This is a genomic window from Enterococcus sp. LJL90 (genome assembly GCF_056924355.1).
Genome location: NZ_JBXPBQ010000006.1, coordinates 38,353 through 56,461, shown reverse-complemented (window position 1 = coordinate 56,461; position 18,109 = coordinate 38,353). Strand labels below are relative to the sequence as shown.

Sequence of the window (18,109 nt, the reverse complement as noted above, 5' to 3'; positions counted from 1 at the left end):
GCATATTAATCTTATTCTACTAGCCTTAAAAATCGCTGTCAAATAAATTTGAAAAATTCAAGAAGGAGTTAAGCTTTTTTTACGAAAGACAGGCGAAAATTATTCTGCTATACTGAAAAGCGACAAAGAATGAGGAGTTTTAAAATGAAGATCAAAGTGACACAACAGGCGGCTAAAAAAATTCGCCGCGGCTATCCTTTATTGCGTAATGAAGATTTGGCAACAGCAGCAGCTGAGATTACAGAATGGGTCTGCTTTGTTGACGACAAGAATAGTTTTTTAGGCCAAGGCTATTTAGGACAGCAAAATAAAGGCGCCGGCTGGATTATTAGTCGTCAGTCGGAACCATTGGATCAGCAATTTTTCAAAAAGCTTTTTTCAAAGGCCAAGGAACTGCGCCACAGCTTTTTTACAAATCCCGAGACAACTGCTTTTCGCCTTTTTAATGGCGAAGGCGATGGCTTAGGCGGTTTGACGGTTGATTGGTATAACGGCTACGGTGTTTTTTCTTGGTACAATCAAAGTATCTATCAGCATAGCCAAGAGCTGATTGCAGCCTTTCAAGCCGTTTATCCAGAAATGCTCGGAGCTAGCGAGAAAATTCGTTTCCAAAGTGAGCTACCAGAAAGCCGCTGGTTATTTGGTGAAGAGCCTGAAGAACCTTTGCTGATTAAAGAAAACGGCATTCAATTTGCGACTTATCTAAATGAAGGCTTAATGACGGGAATCTTTTTAGATCAACGGGAAGTCCGCAATCAATTAGTAGAGGGCTTTGCGAGCGGTCAAACAGTCTTGAATATGTTCAGTTATACCGGCGCCTTTTCAGTCGCAGCTGCTATGGGCGGTGCTTTAGAAACTACCAGCGTTGATTTAGCTAAACGTAGTCGGGAGAAAACCGCTGAACAATTTTTAGTAAATCAAATGCCACCAGAATCACAAAAAATTATCGTGATGGACACCTTCGAATTTTTTAAGTATGCCTTGAGGAAAAATCTGACCTATGATGTGATTATTTTGGACCCGCCAAGTTTTGCCCGCAACAAGAAAAAAACTTTCTCCGTTGCCAAAAACTACGGCGACTTAATCAGTCAATCTTTAGCAATTTTAAATCCCGGCGGAAGAATTATTGCTTCTACAAATGCAGCCAATGTCAGCTCTGCTAAGTTTCAAGGGATGATTGAGGCCGCCTTTACACAGGCGCGGCGAAACTTTCAGTTAAAAAATAAATTTAGTCTGCCCTTTGATTTCCATGTGGCAACCGAGTTTCCAGAAGGTGACTATTTAAAGGTATTGTTTTATCAGGTAGATTAATTGCTGCGTTTTGGAAAAATCCTACTATATAATATAGCAGGTTGCTTGAACTTTTTTCCACTGGTTAGAAATCTAATTCATCAATAAATTTATTTATAAATGGAAAAACGAACTAACTTGCAGGCTTGCCTAGTAATTTTTACTAAGCGAATCTTACAAGTTAGTTCGTTTTGATTTTCTGATGACTTAAATCGTGTGCAGCTGATTTTGTTGAAGACAAAAATCGTAAAATCGCTGGGCGACTGGCGATAGCGGCGTCCCTTTTCTAGTTGCTAAATAGATCAGGCGGGGTTCCCGTTGATCAAGTATCTCGATTTTTTTAACAGGGTAAGCGCTAATCGAAGGAATATCCGGCATTAAGCCAATGCCGAAATCATACCCGATAAAGCCTAGCATACTGTGATCTTCTTCAACTTCACAGACAATTTCTGGTTGCAAATGCTGTAAGGCCATCAATTCATCAACGTATGGCCGCAGACCACTCTCCTGATTGAAATAAATATAAGGGAAGTCGCTAGTTTCCTTCAGATAAACCTGATTTTTATCTGCCAGAGGATGATCTTGATTGACAACTAAGACAATTTTTTGTTCGGCAATGGCTTGATAGTGAATATCATCAGTCTGATTTATTTTAGAAGCAAGGGCAATATCAATATCAGCCGCCCGCAGTTTTTTGATAATCGTTTGGGAATTTCCCTGACTAAAATGAAAATTGATTTTTTCATTGCCGGGAATCGATAAAAATTTACGGGTCAAAGAGGGACTCAATTCAGCGCCCATTGTGTAAATATAACCAAAATCAATTTGACCGGTATCAGGACTGATTAAGTTTTGCAGTTCCTGCTGGCCTTTATTAATCTCATTCAAAGCGGTGGCAACATAGCTATAATAAAATCGGCCATATTTGGTCAAGCGAATATTGCGGCCGACTTTTTCAAAAAGGGCCGCCCCCAATTCCTTTTCCAGCTCTGACATCGCATGACTTAAATTAGGTTGCGATGTATTTAATAAGGTTGCCGCTTTAGTCATATGCTCTGTATCGGCTAAGGTGACAAAATACTCCAATTGCCGTAAATTCATGTAAAGCGCCTCCAATAGTTGTTTTAAATAATTGAAAAATTTTCAAGCAGAATCATACTTCCCGAAAATTCGGGAATCCACTTCTTAAAAATAACACATGTTGAGTTAAAAGTCTTTCATTTGTCTTTTAATTCGCTACTATTTTTTGAAAACTTTTTTTAAGGGGCTTTCGCCAAGCGAATGATAAAAAAAAATCATGAATTTTATCAAAATAAAGCATTAGTATTTATGATTGTTCTCCCTTAAAATAATTGTTGTAGTAGTTATGTGAAAAACATAACTTGTCAATTGGAAATGACCATGCAGTTAGGAGAATTTTCTATGGAAAAATATCAAGCAATTTTTGAACCGCTAACGATTCGCCGCACCACTTTTAAAAATCGCGTTATTATGCCACCAATGGGTACTAATTTTGCCAATAATGATGGCAGCTTTAACCAAGAACACTTGGCCTATTATGAACAGCGGGCTAAAGGGGGCACCGGCCTCATTACTTTGGAGAATGTCTGCTTTGATTATCCGATGGGAACTAACGGCACCACGCAATTGCGGATGGATAATGATCAGTATTTGCCAGGCCTTTACAAATTTAACGAAGCGATGCACGCCTATGGAGCGTTGACTTCTGTACAAATTAATCACGCTGGGGCTTCGGCTTATGCTTTGCGTCTAGAAGGCAAACAGGCTGTTTCAGCTTCAAACATTCCGAGTAAAACTGGTAATCCGGCACCACGTCCATTAACCAAAGAAGAAATTTACGAGATTGTTAATAAATATGCTGAAGCTGCTAATCGGGCCCAAAGAGCTGGCTTTGATTGTGTAGAAATTCACGCAGGCCATTCTTATCTTTTATGCCAATTCTTATCACCTTTGTATAATGATCGAACAGACGAATTTGGTGGCAGTCCTGAAAACCGTGCCCGCTTTACAACTTTAGTGGTGGAAGCCGTGCGGAAGGCTGTCGGACCCTTCATGCCGATTTCGGTGCGCTTCAGTGCAGACGAATTAATTGCAGGTGGTAATTCATTAGAAGACTCATTAGATATTTTAAAATACTTTGCCAAAGAAGTGGATATTTTAAATGTTTCTGCTGCCTTAAATGATAACCTGCAGTATCAAATTGACCGGATGAATTTGAAAGACGGCTGGCGCTCTTATATGGCTAAAGCAGTCAAAGAGCGCTATCCGGATAAAGTCATCGTGACCTCCGGGAATATTCGGAGTCCTAAACGGGCAGCCGAAATTTTAGAAAATGGCGATGCTGACTTGTTGGCGATGGGTCGTGGCTTAATTGCAGAACCAAACTGGGTCAATAAAGTGGCAGATGGCCAAGAAAATTTATTGCGTAAATGTATCTCCTGTAATATCGGTTGTGCGGATCATCGTATTGGCAAATCAAAACCAATTCGCTGCACGGTTAACCCAGATTTATATTACGAAGATCAATACAAAGAAAAAATAATTGAGAATCCATTGAAAATGGTGGTTGTCGGCGGTGGTACGGCCGGCTTGGAAGCGGCAGCGACAGCAGCAGAAGTTGGAGTTGAAGTCGAATTATTTGAACAAAAAAGTTATCTAGGCGGCCTCGGCCATGAAATTTCCCGTTTCCCAGATAAAAAACGGATTGATGACTTTATTGTTTATTTAGAAAACCGCTGCGCTCTGTTACCAAATCTAACGATTCATTTGAATCGCACATTTGACGAAGCAGATCTCGACAATCAACAGGCAGACATAATTGTCAACGCAACTGGGGCCAAACCTTTATTGCCACCAATTAAAGGACTGCATGAAGTTTTAGCACAACCAAATCGGAAAGTTTTTTCCATCTTTGATATTTTGAATAATATGGAAAACTTCCAAGATTTTACTGATCAAGAAGTTGTCGTGATTGGCGGCGGAGCAGTTGGCTTAGACGTAGTGGAATATTACGCTGAACGTGGTGCTAAAAAAGTCACGATTGTTGAAATGCAAAATCAACTGGGGAAAGACTTAGACTTAATCACCAAACTTAGCATGATGGAAATTGTGAAGGATTACGGCGTTATCGCCCATACCGAAACTAAATTATTAGAAGTCTGCGGGGATCATTTTGTCGTGGAGTTACCATCAGGTGAATTGGAAAATCTTTATTTTGATTTAGGTTTTGTTTGTTTAGGAATGCGGGCAGATGCACCATTAATGCCTGAGCTTAAAGACTATGCGCAAGCAAATAATGCCAAGCTAGTGAACATTGGCGACAGTAAAGTTGCTCGGCGTATCATGGAGGGAACCAGAGAAGCCCGTGATATTTTAACAGCGGTTTATGAAAAAGATCGCCAAATCAGCCAGCAAAATCTTTACCAAAATAGTCTATTAACAAAAATTTAAAGAAAAAAACTGTCGGGAAGCTCAGAAATGGGCTTTCTTTATTTATTTCCAATGTTTTTCTAATAATTTATACGACATTAAAACTTATTAAAATAATATTCTTTGTTATAATCAAAGAGAAGAAAGGGGGGATTCCTGATGAAAGTCGCTGAAATCCATGGTCTCTTGATTGGTGTTGGTCAGCCCAAAATCATTGTTCCCCTGCTTGCAGGAAATGCTGCTGAAGTTCTTGGCGATGTCAAAGAATTAGAGGATTCTGAATGCGACATGATTGAATGGCGTCTTGATTATTTTACCGACCCTTTAGATGCTAATCAAATTAACCAGCTTGCTAGAGAAATAAAAAAAGTGACAGCCAAACCATTGATAATGGCTTTAAGAAGTCAACGAGAAGGCGGCGTCAAAAATTTTTCCGGACAAGAGTACCTTGATTTTTATTTAGAATTACTAGAGCAGCCAGCCTTTGAATTAATCGATGTCGAAATTTTTATGCCGGAGGTTCCGGTAGAACGAATCGTCGCTAAAGCCCATCAACAACATGTCAGTGTCATTATGTCCAATCATGATTTTCGGCGGACTTCCTCTAAAAAGACGCTGGTTGCCATGCTGACTTCCATGGCAGAAAAACGCGCTGATATCTGTAAGATTGCCGTCATGCCCCGCAGCAGCCAAGATGTATTAACTTTATTAGCAGCTACCAATGAGGCCAAGAAACTCATTGATTGTCCACTGATTACGATTGCTTTAGGCAAATTAGGTTTTGTCAGCCGCTTTACCGGCGAAATTTTTGGCTCAGCCGCCACCTATGCTGCTGGAAAAAAAGTTTCTGACCCAGGTCAAATTGCTGCTGAGAATCTCAAAGAATTGTTAACTAGCGTTTCTTTAAAGTAAAAACTTTTTTTCAAAAAATCAAAATACCTCAAGCTATTGATTCGAAAAATTCCCTCAGACACTTTCTGCAACAAACCAGCCAGTAAAAATTTTAGTGCTAACGACTAATTGCTTATCAGAAATATTTTAATTTACCAAACAAAAAATCCAGTCCAACACCTTTCAAGTCTTTTTGACAATCAGTATAATGGTAGAAAAAGGGTTTGATAAAATGAAAAAGCGAAGTTCGTATGACATACTCTTCATCTTTTTGGTTTGCGGGGTGCTGGGCTGGATTTTTGAAACTTTGGTGGTCTATTTCACCCAAGGTATCATGACCGACCGCGGCTATCTCTTTGTGATGGGGCGTTTACCAGAATATTTACCTTTTTTGAAGGGTGTACCGTTATTAAAGGATTTGCATTTAGTTTGGGGCCTCCCTTTAATTGAAATGTATGGCATCGGGGCGGTGCTGATTTCTTTATTTTTTGACCGCTATAAAAAACAGCCGGTAAAATTATTTTTTACCAGTATGTTTGGCATGACCTTGTTTGAATTGCTATCCAGCTATTTGTCCAGCTGGCTGCTTCATAAAACCTACTGGGATTATTCTAAAGATTTTCTGAATTTTCAAGGGCGCATTTGCCTGCGTTCCTCACTTGCCTGGGGAGTGCTTTCTTTGGCGATGATTTATTTTATTGATCCGTTTTTGGATTTCATTTATGGCGATTTCAAAAAAGAACGCAATTACAAACGGATTATCGTTGTTTTAACCGTCTATGCAATTATCTGTGCTTTGACGAAATATTGGTGGGATCCGACGATTATAAAAAACTAGCAGCAGAAAAAATCGGCAGGCAACTGTAAAATATGACCATTTATCCCTCTCGTGCTATACTATTCCTAAGAATATTTTGACAATTTAAAGTGGAAATAGGAGCAGTTGGCATGAAAAGTGTGGTAGTGCGGGATTTAATTTTAACCGATCAAGAGCCGAAAATTTGTGTGGCTATTAAAGGAGACACCCAAGAAGAAATCCTCCGTCAAGCAACTAAGGCCGTAGCAGAGGGGGCTGAATTGTTGGAGTGGCGAGGAGACTATTTCAAAGAATACCAGGAGATGGCTAGTGTTTTGGCGGTTTTACAGGAGCTGCGCCAAATTGCAGGAAACCTGCCAGTCATCTTTAGTTTTTTGACGCCGGATGACGATGGCAAAAATTCAGTCAGTCCAGGCATCTTACGGGAAATTTATTTAACTGCGGCAGAAAGCGGCTTAGTCGATATCTTAGAATTGCAGCTGATTGTTGCTGAATTAATCGGCCCCTCTTTTATGAATTTGCTGCGGGAAACCAAAGTCAAGCTGATTTTAAGTCATTATTATTTAGATGATACACCAGATGATGCGTTAATTTTATTTCAGTTGAATTTGATGGAGCATTTGAAGGCTGACATTGGAAAAATTGTCGCCTATGGCAATAGTCGTTACGATGTGATGAAGATGATGTCGGTGGGATTTCAGGTGGAGCCCTTTGTGGCAATTCCGATTATTTTATTTTCTAGCGGAAATTTAGGTCGCCTCTCGCAGATTGCTGGCGGCATCAACGGCAGCTGTATTGCATACAGCAGTGTAGCCTACTATCCTGATAGTGATGAATATACACTAGAAGAATTGCAGATGGCGTTAGAATTATTGAAACCTCAGGAGTACAAACGGCGCTAATTAAAAATAAAGAAGGTTACTACGTGTTATGGCTAAGAAAAAAATTCAAAAGACCAATGCAATTCGCTTAGTTGAACAACAAAAAATTCCCTACACTGAACATGAGTATGCGTGGTCTGAAAGTGATTTGGGCGCTGATGAAGTGGTGGATCAGGTAAAAGCTCCACCTGAACAAATTTTTAAAACTTTAGTTGCGGTGGGGAATAAAACGGGACCGATTGTCGCTGTAATTCCCAGCAATCAAGAATTAGATTTGAAGAAAATCGCCAAGGCTTCCGGCAATAAAAAAGTTGAGATGCTACACCTGCGAGATTTAGAAGTAACGACTGGTTATATCCGTGGCGGTTGTTCGCCGGTAGGTATGAAAAAATTATTGCCCACCTATTTTGATGCTTCGGCAGAAAATTTTGCAACGATGATCGTTTCCGCTGGTCGCCGCGGTCTGCAGATGGAAGTAGCCCCCAAAGAGTTAAAAAATTTGGTCAAAGGTTTTTTTGTGGATTTGATTAGTGAAGCATGATAAATCAACCAATATTGCCTAAATGATTCCTCAGATGGTATAATAAGTTATCGAAAGTATAATCAATTATTGTCCGTTGGAGGTATCTAGGAGGGCTGAAAAATGAATGAGAGAGAGCGTCAAAATAAATCTGTTGAAAAAGCTTCTGTTCGTAATAGTGAGTACAATCGCATGAGTATCAATGCGACGCGGCTGGCTAATCCAGGGATGCCGGCAACCAATCTTTTACCAGGTGAGGTACCAGTAGCCGGAAGTTCCGTGATGTTGGTTTTAAATGTTGTGGCTGTTGTATTGGCAGTTGTCTTGTTTGGTCTGATTACCTTAGGGGCTCGCTTCATCCTGCCAGAAGATATTTACGGCGGTGTTTTATTTTTAGCCATTAGCCTGATTATCAGCGCTGCAATCGCTTATTTCAGTCGTTTTCCCCTCTGGCGCCTCTGGCGGAAAATTCGTAGAAGATAAAGTAAATTTAAAAGTCCTTAATGGAGCGCTAGCTCCATTAAGGATTTTTTAGTTTAATTTAAATACGTGTAACTGGCAATTTCAGCAGCATTTTTTCCAGCAACATGACCGGTGACAAAGGCGGCGGTAATATTATAACCACCAGTATAGCCATTGACATCTAACAGTTCGCCTGTCATAAATAATCCCTGCAACAATTTGCTCTCCATTGTTTTAGGTTGAACTTCTTTTAGATTAATTCCGCCACCTGTGACAAAAGACTTTTCAAGAGGGAAGGTTTTGACAATTTTGATTGGAAAGCTCTTTAAAAAGATAACGAAAGATTCGACTTGTTCGGTTGTCAATTGGTCAGCAATCACATCAGCTAACGTTAGTCTTTCTAAATAAAAAGCGAGTAAGCGCTCAGGAATTAAACCGTGAAGAGCGTTTTTTGCAGTTTTTTTAGATTGCAGAGAAGATTGGACTTGCTGTGTTAGTTCAACTGAGCTGACGGCTGGAAAACAATCCAGCTCGACTAAAACATTGTCCGCATTTTTCAACTCTTGATTGACAAAACTAGAGCAACGGAGAGCAGCTGGTCCCGATAAACCAAAGTGGGTGAAGAGTAAATCCATCGTATGACTAGTGACTGCCCGCTGTTTTTGATTGAGGACAGACAATTTAACATCCTGTAAAGAGAGCCCCTGCAGGGTTTTATCTTTGATGAAACTTTCTTCTGAGACCAAAGGAGACTCAGTTGGGTAAAGTGTTGTAATGGTGTGACCGACTTTTTTAGCTAATTGATAGCCGTCACCTGTCGCACCGGTTGAAGGATAGGTGCGTCCGCCAGTTGAAAGAATAACACAAGGGGCGGTGAATTCCCCTTTATCCGTTTTAACGCCATAGACTTGGCCATCTTTATGAATTAATTTTTCTACTTTTGTTTGAAAATAGACCGTAGCTCCCAAATCCTGAATGGTCTTCATCAACGCCTCTACCACGGTTTTAGAGGAGTTAGTGACTGGAAACATCCGACCGTGATCCTCTTCTTTCAATGAAACGCCATGGGATTCAAAAAAGGCCATCACATCGAAATTATTCCACTGGGAAAAGGCACTAAATAAAAATTTGCCATTTCCGGGAATATGGGCAATTAAGTCCTCTGTTGGCCGGTTATTGGTGACATTGCAGCGGCCACCACCGGTCATCAATAATTTTTTTCCTGCCCGACGATTTTTCTCAATGAGTAAGACCCGAGCACCATTTTCTGCTGCGCTGATGGCCGCCATCATCCCGCTAGTGCCAGCGCCGACGACAATAACTTCATATTGTTGTTCCAATTTTTTCCTCCTAAGAAGTAATTTATCTTTTCTATTTATGATAGTGAATTTAAAATAAGTCTTGATTTCTATGCTAAAGTGTTTGACAGTGCTGTGCCTTTTGAAAATTTCTGCTATGAGTGTAACATAATTTTCTTAAGTTTAATAAAAATTGGCTGAAATTTCAAAAAAAGCAGAAGATAGCGGGTATTTACTTGAAATAAATCGAAAAAAAACGTAAAGTAGACAGTGTATAAAATAGCTTTTAGGAGGATTATCATGGCTCACATTAAATTTGATTATTCAAAAGTTGCACCCTTTGTCAACGAGCACGAACTTGGCTATATGCAAAGCTTGGTTACAGCAGCTGACAAGGATTTGCGCCAAGGAACAGGTGCCGGTAGCGACTATATCGGTTGGGTAGACCTACCAGCAAATTACGATAAGGCTGAATTCGCCCGCATCAAAAAAGCAGCGGAAAAAATTCAATCTGATTCTGAAGTATTGGTTGTTATCGGAATCGGGGGTTCTTATTTAGGTGCCCGCGCAGCAATTGATTTTCTGCAACATACTTTTTATAATTTGTTACCAAATGAAACCCGCAAAACACCGCAAATTTTCTTTGCAGGGAACTCCATCAGCTCAACCTATCTAGCTGATTTAATTGAAGTCATCGGTGAACGTGATTTCTCAGTAAATGTTATTTCAAAATCAGGAACCACGACTGAACCAGCAATTGCTTTCAGAGTGTTCAAAGAATTATTAATTAAAAAATATGGCAAAGAAGAAGCCAACAAACGAATTTATGCAACAACTGACAAAGCCAAAGGTGCTGTGAAGGTTGAAGCAGATGCTGAAGGCTGGGAATCATTTGTTATTCCTGATGATGTCGGCGGACGCTTCTCAGTCTTAACGGCGGTCGGTTTATTACCAATTGCTGCCAGCGGTGCTGACATTGATGCCCTAATGCAAGGGGCAGCTGACGCTCGTGAAGCATATTCAAGTGATAAATTAGCAGAAAACGAAGCCTATCAATATGCGGCTATGCGCAATATCTTATATCGCAAAGGCAAAGTTACCGAATTATTAATCAACTACGAGCCAGGCATGCAATATTTTTCAGAATGGTGGAAACAATTGTTCGGCGAGTCTGAAGGGAAAGATCAAAAAGGCATTTACCCTTCAAGCGCAAACTTCTCAACTGATTTGCATTCCTTAGGTCAGTACATTCAAGAAGGCCGCCGCAACATTTTTGAAACAGTGGTCAAAGTTGAAAATGCCCGCAAAAACGTTAAAATTCCTTTACAAGATGCTGACTTAGATGGCTTAGGCTATCTGCAAGGCAAGGAAGTTGATTTCGTTAACACCAAAGCCTTTGAAGGAACCTTATTGGCCCATACGGATGGCGATGTGCCAAACCTATTAGTAAAAATTCCAGAAATGGATGCTTATACTTTAGGCTACTTAATGTACTTCTTTGAAATCGCAGTTGGCGTATCTGGCTACTTAAACGGCGTCAATCCATTTGACCAACCAGGTGTAGAAGCCTACAAGAAAAACATGTTTGCTTTACTAGGCAAACCTGGCTTTGAAGACTTAGCTAAAGAGTTGAACGAACGCTTATAGGTCAACGTTTGAAAACTACTGCTTTATAATAATAAGATTGAAAAAGCACTCGAAGCGAGTGCTTTTTCTTTTTGCTTAAAACTTAACTATGATAGATAGAATAGTGATTGCAAAATACAAATTATTATCATTTTTAAAATTCATAGTGAACTCTAAAAACTAAATAGTAAATGGAGTTCCACAATATAACCTTCAATTGATTTAGAAAAAACTGATACTAAAATATTAGTCTCAAAGAATTGTTTTAACCGCGAAATAAAATCTAAAATAATCAAGTATATTTTAGATAGAGTTAATATTAAATAACGAGAGATTTAATTGCTAAGAATAGAAGATTGATTCTTAGTTTTTTTGGGGAAGACTTTTTTCTAATATAGAAAACTATATTGAGAAGTATGTATGTAGTACAAAGTGGAAAGATATCACTCAAAGTTGGCAGGACATGCTTGTTGTCTCATCGCAGTCAAGTGTAATTCCTGCAATGGCGTTGTCAACATGTTCGTAAGGATTTCTGCTATTGTTGCAGGTGATTCTTGAAACCCATTTTGAAACCATTGTTCGATAACAGCATTTACCCCAGTGGTAATGAAAGTAGCATAACAGTTTAAAGTGCTTTGATCCACTTCTTTAGAGATATTATCAGGCATTGCTCGTGTAAATTGATTGTAATAAGTCAAGTGCAATAAATCCATAAAATCTACCAAATTTTTACTGGAGGATAAAGCGCGAATAGACTTTTCGTGATTGCAAAAAAAGTTTAGAACCTCTAAAGTGCTTGATAAAAGCGCTCCTTTTAATTCTTCATTATCTGTCATATTAATTTTTTTAAAAATAGCCACATGTTTTTGCTGCAAAGAATCAAACTCCCCTAATAATTTTTCAATCAATGTATCAAGGATATCCTCCTTATTTTCGAAATTTTTATAAAATGTCACTCGGCTAATCTTAACTTTTTTTGTGAGTTCTGTGATTGAAATAGATTTAAAATTTTTTTTCAACAGTAGTTCAATAAAGCAATCTGTAATAAGCTCAGAGATTGATTGTTTCTTCACAAGGAACCCCCTTTATAAAACAACACAAATTTGTTAATCAACTGAAATAATACATTTTTTTGGTACTGTTTTCAAATTGTTTTTTATAAAATACAGGTTATTTTAATATTTTTTGTTATAATCTTTATAAAAGATACAAGAAATCATCAACAATAATTTTTTTAAAATTTATTAAAATAATTATTTTTTATGATTAATAAAAAAGAATAAATGGCTCTATATAAACAATTAGGATGCTTTCGCTACTAGACAATATCAAAAATATTTTGTATTAAGGTAAAATAGGCTACTAAATTTACAAATTGCAACCGAATGTAAATTGCTCTTTATAAAGATAAATGTCATAATTCAAATCGAATGATAGTTATTTTATTTCTTGTTTACTTAAAAAGAATTTCTGAACAATTTAATAAATAACTAAATCAAGAAATGAATCATTAATCTAAATGTATTTTTCTGAAACTGTCATCAATTAGTAGTTCATGTCGAAAAAATTAAGTAAAAGAAAAATGGAGGGGCTTTATGGAGCCAATTGTGATTTTAACTAATAATCCTACTCGAGAGAGTAATCTAGAAAAGAAACTGCGCTTTTTAGGTTATGAGGTATTTTGCTCAGCTCAGCTCTTAAAAAGAGGAGCAGAACACAGTGAGTTTTATTCCAATTTTTTTAAGATTGTCATGCTTAGCGAGACAATTGCTGATTTTGATGCACGGAAATTTTTAAGCCATTTGCCTAAAGACATCGCAGTTTACCGAGTAACGGATGATTTAGAGATTGACGGGGATTTTCTAAAAGAAGAGGAAGTTCAGGAGTTTAATGATTCGCAAATTATTTCGGCAGAGATGACCATCGCTGAGCTAAGGGAAATTCTGGTGAACGGCAAGAAAATCAATCAACAGAAGGGGCCTGCTTCAACTGCCTTAGAAGTCTTTAAAGCTAAAATGTCGACAACTGAAAATCGCCTTTTTGATTTGTTAGAGGAAGCAGAGGGGCAAATCTTGACTCGCAATCAAATATCTCTTGATCTTTGGCAGGAGCCGGCCAATACGTCCCGGAAGACCCAAATTTCACAATTAGTCAGCAAAATTCGTTTAAAGATGGAAAACGCTGGTTTTGATGGACAATCTTTAAAAGTGATTTGGCGAAAAGGCTATTGTCTACAACCAAATTGGGCTGACGAGGCTTGAGTAAAAGGAAAGAAGCAGAGTAAGAGTGAAGCATGAACTGGAACAATTTTAAAAATTTTATTGTTGAAGTTATCGATTATCGCAGATTTGGCGAATGCGACATCACTGATACAATTACGTAAACAGTTGATAAGACTAAGGATGAAAATTAATCTTTGATTGAATACAGTCCAAATGAAATAATTGTTACAATTTAGATTTAGAGCTGCCAGCATCTACTTCAAAAGAAACTTGTGTGAGATTTTGAAGAAATCTCACTTCCCTTAAAAAACGGGCTTCCTGCGGTAAAATATGGTAAAATTTAAGTGGGAGGTGAACATCATGCTAGATGGATATCAGAACATTTTAGTTGCTGTAGATGGATCCGAACAAGCTGACAAAGCCTTTAAAGAGTCGCTGACAATTGCTAAAAACAGCCAAGCCAAGTTGCATATTGCTATGATTATTAATGATGCGGATATCTCCAATAGTGCCTATGCCTATACCAAAGTTTTAGATGCAGAGATGGAGTTTGCAAAGAACAAAGCCGCTGAAAAAATTCGCCTGGCAGAAACTGAAGGAGTTACAAACACGGTATCAATTGTCGAGTTGGGAAGTCCTAAACAACTTATTTCTAGTACGCTTCCAGAGGAATATGATATTGATTTGATTGTTATTGGTGTGACAGGAAAGGGCAGAATTCAAAGAATGCTAGTTGGTTCCACCACTGCATTTGTTGTCAACCACGCCCCTTGCAATGTGCTAGTAGTGAAATAATTTTAACAAGACAAGGCCAAGTAAATCGCTTGGCCTTTTTATATTGGAAAATTATTAACTCATCTTTCTGTGAAAAAGGAGTAGGATGATTGGCACCATAATTAATGTGTGTCAATTCCGTATCGATGTGTCAAAGTTTTTTTGCCTATAAATTACAGAGTATAAGTTGAAAAAACGGCTTGAGAGTTTAAGATGGAAAGCACACTTCAATGGATGGCTTTAAATCTAAACAAACTAGGATTGATTTAGAGGGGATTTTGCAGAAAAAAAGACCAGCAACAACTATGACATCAAACCTCTTGTCATCGATGTGCTGAATCTATTTTTTATAAATAGTTAACTAGTAGCAACCAATTAAACTTAGACTATAAAAAGAATTTCGCCAAGCTGACTATCGCAGCAAGAATTAATAATCCGATGGCTATCTTTATCAACTCATCGGCGCGGTTATTGTTGTCGTTATTGTTATTCAAGGTGTCTTCCTCCTGACTTTGAAAAGGTTTGCTAATGCTTATTATTATAGAGGATTGTCAAAAGCAGTACAATATCAAATTCTATTTGTGATTTAAAAAAAACTTTCTTCGCAAAAAGTAGACCCACTTGAGTTTATCAGGTGGGTCTGCTCCTTTTGTATACTGGATCAGTGTTTGATTTTGCCAAAGCTTAATCAAACAGTCCTATTCTTCTTCAAAATGATTGGCAATTAGTTTGATGTCATAGCTTGAGCTTTCATTATCAGCATTTTTAAAAGTGAAGGTAACTTCTGTGTCGCCAAGTTCAGCCATATCGTAATTAATTGTGAAGTCTTCGCCGGCCGTTACCGCTACAGCTTCCTCTTCACCAGCAGCATTATTGAAGGTGATGGTGCCATCTTCATCAGCTGTTCCCTTAATCTCAACTTGCTTTTCTGGATTAGACGTGTAGAAGCCCTTAGTGAAGGTCACACCTTGATTAGCAGCCGAAGTTGAAGTAGTAGTAGCTTCACTTGAAGAGCTGCTTGTTGAATCGGTTGAAGTCCCACAAGCGCTCAATACAAAGAAACTTGCACATACTAAAGTAAGTCCCATAATTTTTTTCATTTTCTTACACCTAATTTCTTTTTTTATCATTCTTCCAAATAGCTATTATATCAATAAATCAAGCGAAGAAAAGTTATTTTTAGATTAGAAAATCTTGAGAATATTTGGCTAGTTATACTGACTCAAAATACTTTGTAGCTCAGTTTGAGCAGCGCTGTCTTGTGATTTTTGGAAAACTAGTTGGCTCTCTGGTGAATAGTAGGTATAAAGGTCTCCATCATCGCCGGCGACATAAAAGCCATCGGAAAAAGCCGAGCTCGTTTTGGCTTCATAGACGACGCCATTATCCGCTAAGATATATTTCGTAAAAGGCTGTTGGCTATCTGCCACATTTGAAAAGCCAACTGCGGTGCTAGGCGAATTCTGCGAGTCATCTACTTCATCGGTAATGCCCGTTACCCCGTTTACCGAATAATACCAGACAATTCCACCAAGGCTGTGCAACGGGAAGGAGTCATAGCCAGGCAGTCCGTTCTCAGATTGCTGTTGGACTTGAATTAAACCATCCGAAGTAACTGCGTACCAATCGCCGATACCGCTGGCACCATGATTGAAATAATTTGAATTGACTGCCATTCCAGCAGTTTTAGCACGACTATCCGCCCAATTTAAAAAAGTTTCGGTAATAGCCTGCTTCTCAGCTTCAGAATAAACCCTGATTGTAGTGGTGGCTGTCGAAGAATTCGAGCTAGCTTCAGAGCTCGTTGTTGAACTTTCGGTAGAGTTTATCGTGGTAGAACTGGTAGAAGTTTCTGATTGGCTGTTGGTGTCAGTAGTTGAGGTGCTTGAGCTAGTAGTTGTCGGCTCGTTCCCTTGGCAACCGCTTAACAACAAAAAAGACAATCCCAAAAAAATCATTTGTTTTTTCATTTTAATCCCGCCTTTATGTTTTTCTCAATTTAATTATAGCACTTAGGCCATAAGAATCGTTTTTTATTTCTTTTAGTTTACAAAAATTACGTCTTTCGTAATAAATGCTCTCTTTATCTTTATTACCGAAATAATCCTGTTTATTAAATACTTATCAAGAAAATTTCAAAAAATTTTTGAGTAGGTTTTCGGAAAGATACACAGCAGCTAAATCTTTTTCTTTTAAATTGTTATTTAAATTCACTTGTTTAAACACTCGGTTTTCATTAATTTTGCGAATTTTTCAAAATAAATAAGTAATTTATACTCAAATGAAACGTTTTCACTTTTCTTGTGAAAAATCTAAGCTATAATAGAGGTAATTAATAAAGGATGTGGGGTGGAAAAGTGAAAATTGGTTTAATTGCGTTATCTAAAAAAGGCAAACAATTGGCGAAACAGACGATTGATAAATTGGATCCAAAGATTCAGGCTGAATTGATTTTGCCGGAAGACTTGGCAGACTCCCAAACTTTGTTTTTTGTGGAGACAGATTTAAGTAAAGTTTTCGCTTCTTTGTTCACTGAATATGATGGGCTGATTTGTTTTATGTCGACTGGTCGTTTCTTAAAGAGTTTTCCCACTCAAAAGGACTGGACTGATTCAAAAAACTTTATTCTTTTGATAGATGAGACAGGGGATTTTGTTATCAGCTTATTACCCGGTAAGGAAAACTACGGCAACCGTTTGGCGAGGTCTTTAGCGGTAGCTTTAAACGCAACTGCGGTGATTACCGGCCAAGAAGAAAATCCAGATTTAGCCACTTTTGCAGGCATTGTAAAAGCTGTTCGTGGTTGGTATTCAAGAGATAAAACTAATTCTGATTATTTGGATCAGCTCCTGCAATCCGATGCGAAAATCGGATTATTACAAGAACAACCCTATCTGCAGGATGTTCCACGACTGACGCCCATCACATCACTTAATGAGTTAGATGATTTTGCGGCGGTATTTTTTATCTCAACTAGAGCAGAAATTGTGACAAACAGAAAAATTATTCCGATTGTTCCGAAACTTTTTTATCTAGGTGTCTCTTATAAGCAAACACTTTCTGCAGCCCATTTAAAGCGAGATTTTTTAAAATTTTGCCATCAGGAAATGCTAAATCCCTTTAGTATTCGCCAATTAGCTTGCCCACAACAATTGCAAGGCGAACCGGCCTTAATTGATTTAGCGGCATGGCTGCAAGTTCCTTTGATGTCTTATTCCGAGGAGAACATTACTACAGAATCTCAGGATAAAACGATAACAAATTTAGCAATCGCTAAAAAAGCTGCTCAACTAGCTAGTCGTCAGCAAAATATTTCGGCCTCTTTTGCAACAGAAGAAGTTGCCTTTGCATTGATTAAACCAACTTAGATTAAATTCGCTAGTTTTTTTCAAAATCTTTGAGAAAAAAGTAACAAAACAGTCGTTTTTAAAAAAGAAACATAATAAAACGTTTAAATAACTTAAATAACGTTCATTATGCTAAATTAAATGAAGTAATATGCTATTAAAATCGTTTACACTATTTATTTTTATAAAAATGCATGTTATTATAATAATAACAGAAAGGAGAATAAAAAATGACGAATATTGAGATTGGGAACTATGTCTATGGACGCGCAATTGGTTTAAAAGAACTAGTTTTGGGAAGAGTTGAGCATGTTTATGATAAAACAGTAGCGGTAAGTGTCATGGAATATGCTCCCCGAGATGAAATCAGATTAATCGATTTACAATTTAAGGTTTTAGTGAAAATCGAAGAAATTGAGAACGTCTCCACCGGAGTTACAGCCTATCAGGTTGCTACATAACTCCCAGGAGTATAAATAAAAGCCCCCAAGAAACTTGCTGAAAAATTCAGCGGGCTGCTTGGGGGCTTCT

General features: G+C 38.1%; 17 protein-coding genes. 12 read left to right on the top strand and 5 right to left on the bottom strand.

The window, feature by feature from the left end; translation table 11 throughout:
- Positions 1-144 precede the first annotated feature (144 nt).
- Positions 145-1,311, top strand: a complete 1,167-nt coding sequence (locus AC1Z3S_RS13500) for a class I SAM-dependent rRNA methyltransferase (protein WP_461740801.1) — start codon at positions 145-147, stop codon at positions 1,309-1,311.
- A 186-nt stretch (positions 1,312-1,497) separates the two neighbouring features.
- Here AC1Z3S_RS13500 and AC1Z3S_RS13495 read toward each other — a convergent pair whose 3' ends face one another.
- Positions 1,498-2,391 (bottom strand): LysR family transcriptional regulator, encoded by an 894-nt coding sequence (locus tag AC1Z3S_RS13495; RefSeq protein ID WP_461740800.1) that lies wholly within the window; start codon positions 2,389-2,391, stop codon positions 1,498-1,500.
- Positions 2,392-2,712: 321 nt separating this feature from the next.
- On the opposite strand from AC1Z3S_RS13495, the gene AC1Z3S_RS13490 reads away from it, so the two are divergent.
- The 6 genes from AC1Z3S_RS13490 to AC1Z3S_RS13465 all read left to right on the top strand — a co-directional run bounded on the left by AC1Z3S_RS13490 (position 2,713) and on the right by AC1Z3S_RS13465 (position 8,332).
- On the top strand, positions 2,713-4,761 hold the full coding sequence (locus tag AC1Z3S_RS13490) for an oxidoreductase (RefSeq protein WP_461740799.1): 2,049 nt from the start codon (positions 2,713-2,715) through the stop codon (positions 4,759-4,761).
- Positions 4,762-4,899: 138 nt separating this feature from the next.
- Complete coding sequence (gene aroD, locus AC1Z3S_RS13485; RefSeq protein WP_461740798.1) at positions 4,900-5,652, top strand: type I 3-dehydroquinate dehydratase; 753 nt, start codon at positions 4,900-4,902, stop codon at positions 5,650-5,652.
- A 211-nt stretch (positions 5,653-5,863) separates the two neighbouring features.
- Complete coding sequence (locus tag AC1Z3S_RS13480; RefSeq protein ID WP_461740797.1) at positions 5,864-6,469, top strand: putative ABC transporter permease; 606 nt, start codon at positions 5,864-5,866, stop codon at positions 6,467-6,469.
- A gap of 110 nt (positions 6,470-6,579) precedes the next feature.
- Positions 6,580-7,350, top strand: coding sequence for a type I 3-dehydroquinate dehydratase (locus AC1Z3S_RS13475; protein ID WP_461740796.1), 771 nt, complete (start codon positions 6,580-6,582; stop codon positions 7,348-7,350).
- A gap of 28 nt (positions 7,351-7,378) precedes the next feature.
- Positions 7,379-7,870, top strand: coding sequence for a Cys-tRNA(Pro) deacylase (ybaK, locus tag AC1Z3S_RS13470; RefSeq protein WP_461740795.1), 492 nt, complete (start codon positions 7,379-7,381; stop codon positions 7,868-7,870).
- Positions 7,871-7,972: 102 nt separating this feature from the next.
- The gene (locus AC1Z3S_RS13465) at positions 7,973-8,332 is read left to right on the top strand and encodes a hypothetical protein (protein WP_461740794.1); all 360 of its coding nucleotides are present in this window, start codon (positions 7,973-7,975) and stop codon (positions 8,330-8,332) included.
- A gap of 53 nt (positions 8,333-8,385) precedes the next feature.
- Here the strand turns inward: AC1Z3S_RS13465 and AC1Z3S_RS13460 are convergent, their stop codons facing one another.
- Positions 8,386-9,651: a BaiN/RdsA family NAD(P)/FAD-dependent oxidoreductase gene (locus tag AC1Z3S_RS13460; RefSeq protein WP_461740793.1), complete on the bottom strand. Its 1,266-nt coding sequence runs from the start codon at positions 9,649-9,651 to the stop codon at positions 8,386-8,388.
- A 258-nt stretch (positions 9,652-9,909) separates the two neighbouring features.
- Here AC1Z3S_RS13460 and AC1Z3S_RS13455 point away from each other — a divergent pair, with 258 nt between their 5' ends.
- Entirely contained in the window at positions 9,910-11,256 is a 1,347-nt protein-coding gene (locus tag AC1Z3S_RS13455) for a glucose-6-phosphate isomerase (RefSeq protein WP_461735705.1), read from the top strand.
- Positions 11,257-11,678: 422 nt separating this feature from the next.
- On the opposite strand, the gene AC1Z3S_RS13450 is transcribed toward AC1Z3S_RS13455, so the two are convergent.
- Entirely contained in the window at positions 11,679-12,308 is a 630-nt protein-coding gene (locus AC1Z3S_RS13450; protein WP_461740792.1) for a TetR/AcrR family transcriptional regulator, read from the bottom strand.
- A 522-nt stretch (positions 12,309-12,830) separates the two neighbouring features.
- Between AC1Z3S_RS13450 and AC1Z3S_RS13445 the strand changes: the two genes are divergently transcribed.
- Positions 12,831-13,496: a winged helix-turn-helix domain-containing protein gene (locus tag AC1Z3S_RS13445; RefSeq protein WP_461740791.1), complete on the top strand. Its 666-nt coding sequence runs from the start codon at positions 12,831-12,833 to the stop codon at positions 13,494-13,496.
- Between the two features lie 321 nt (positions 13,497-13,817).
- The gene (locus AC1Z3S_RS13440) at positions 13,818-14,252 is read left to right on the top strand and encodes a universal stress protein (protein ID WP_461740790.1); all 435 of its coding nucleotides are present in this window, start codon (positions 13,818-13,820) and stop codon (positions 14,250-14,252) included.
- A gap of 677 nt (positions 14,253-14,929) precedes the next feature.
- On the opposite strand, the gene AC1Z3S_RS13435 is transcribed toward AC1Z3S_RS13440, so the two are convergent.
- Entirely contained in the window at positions 14,930-15,331 is a 402-nt protein-coding gene (locus tag AC1Z3S_RS13435; RefSeq protein WP_461740789.1) for a hypothetical protein, read from the bottom strand.
- Positions 15,332-15,439: 108 nt separating this feature from the next.
- Positions 15,440-16,201, bottom strand: coding sequence for a hypothetical protein (locus AC1Z3S_RS13430; RefSeq protein ID WP_461740788.1), 762 nt, complete (start codon positions 16,199-16,201; stop codon positions 15,440-15,442).
- Positions 16,202-16,588: 387 nt separating this feature from the next.
- Here AC1Z3S_RS13430 and AC1Z3S_RS13425 point away from each other — a divergent pair, with 387 nt between their 5' ends.
- Together AC1Z3S_RS13425 and AC1Z3S_RS13420 are read left to right on the top strand one after the other, a co-directional pair.
- Positions 16,589-17,599 (top strand): cobalamin biosynthesis protein, encoded by a 1,011-nt coding sequence (locus AC1Z3S_RS13425; protein WP_461740787.1) that lies wholly within the window; start codon positions 16,589-16,591, stop codon positions 17,597-17,599.
- A gap of 209 nt (positions 17,600-17,808) precedes the next feature.
- On the top strand, positions 17,809-18,039 hold the full coding sequence (locus tag AC1Z3S_RS13420; RefSeq protein ID WP_461740786.1) for a hypothetical protein: 231 nt from the start codon (positions 17,809-17,811) through the stop codon (positions 18,037-18,039).
- The last annotated feature ends 70 nt before the right edge of the window (positions 18,040-18,109 follow it).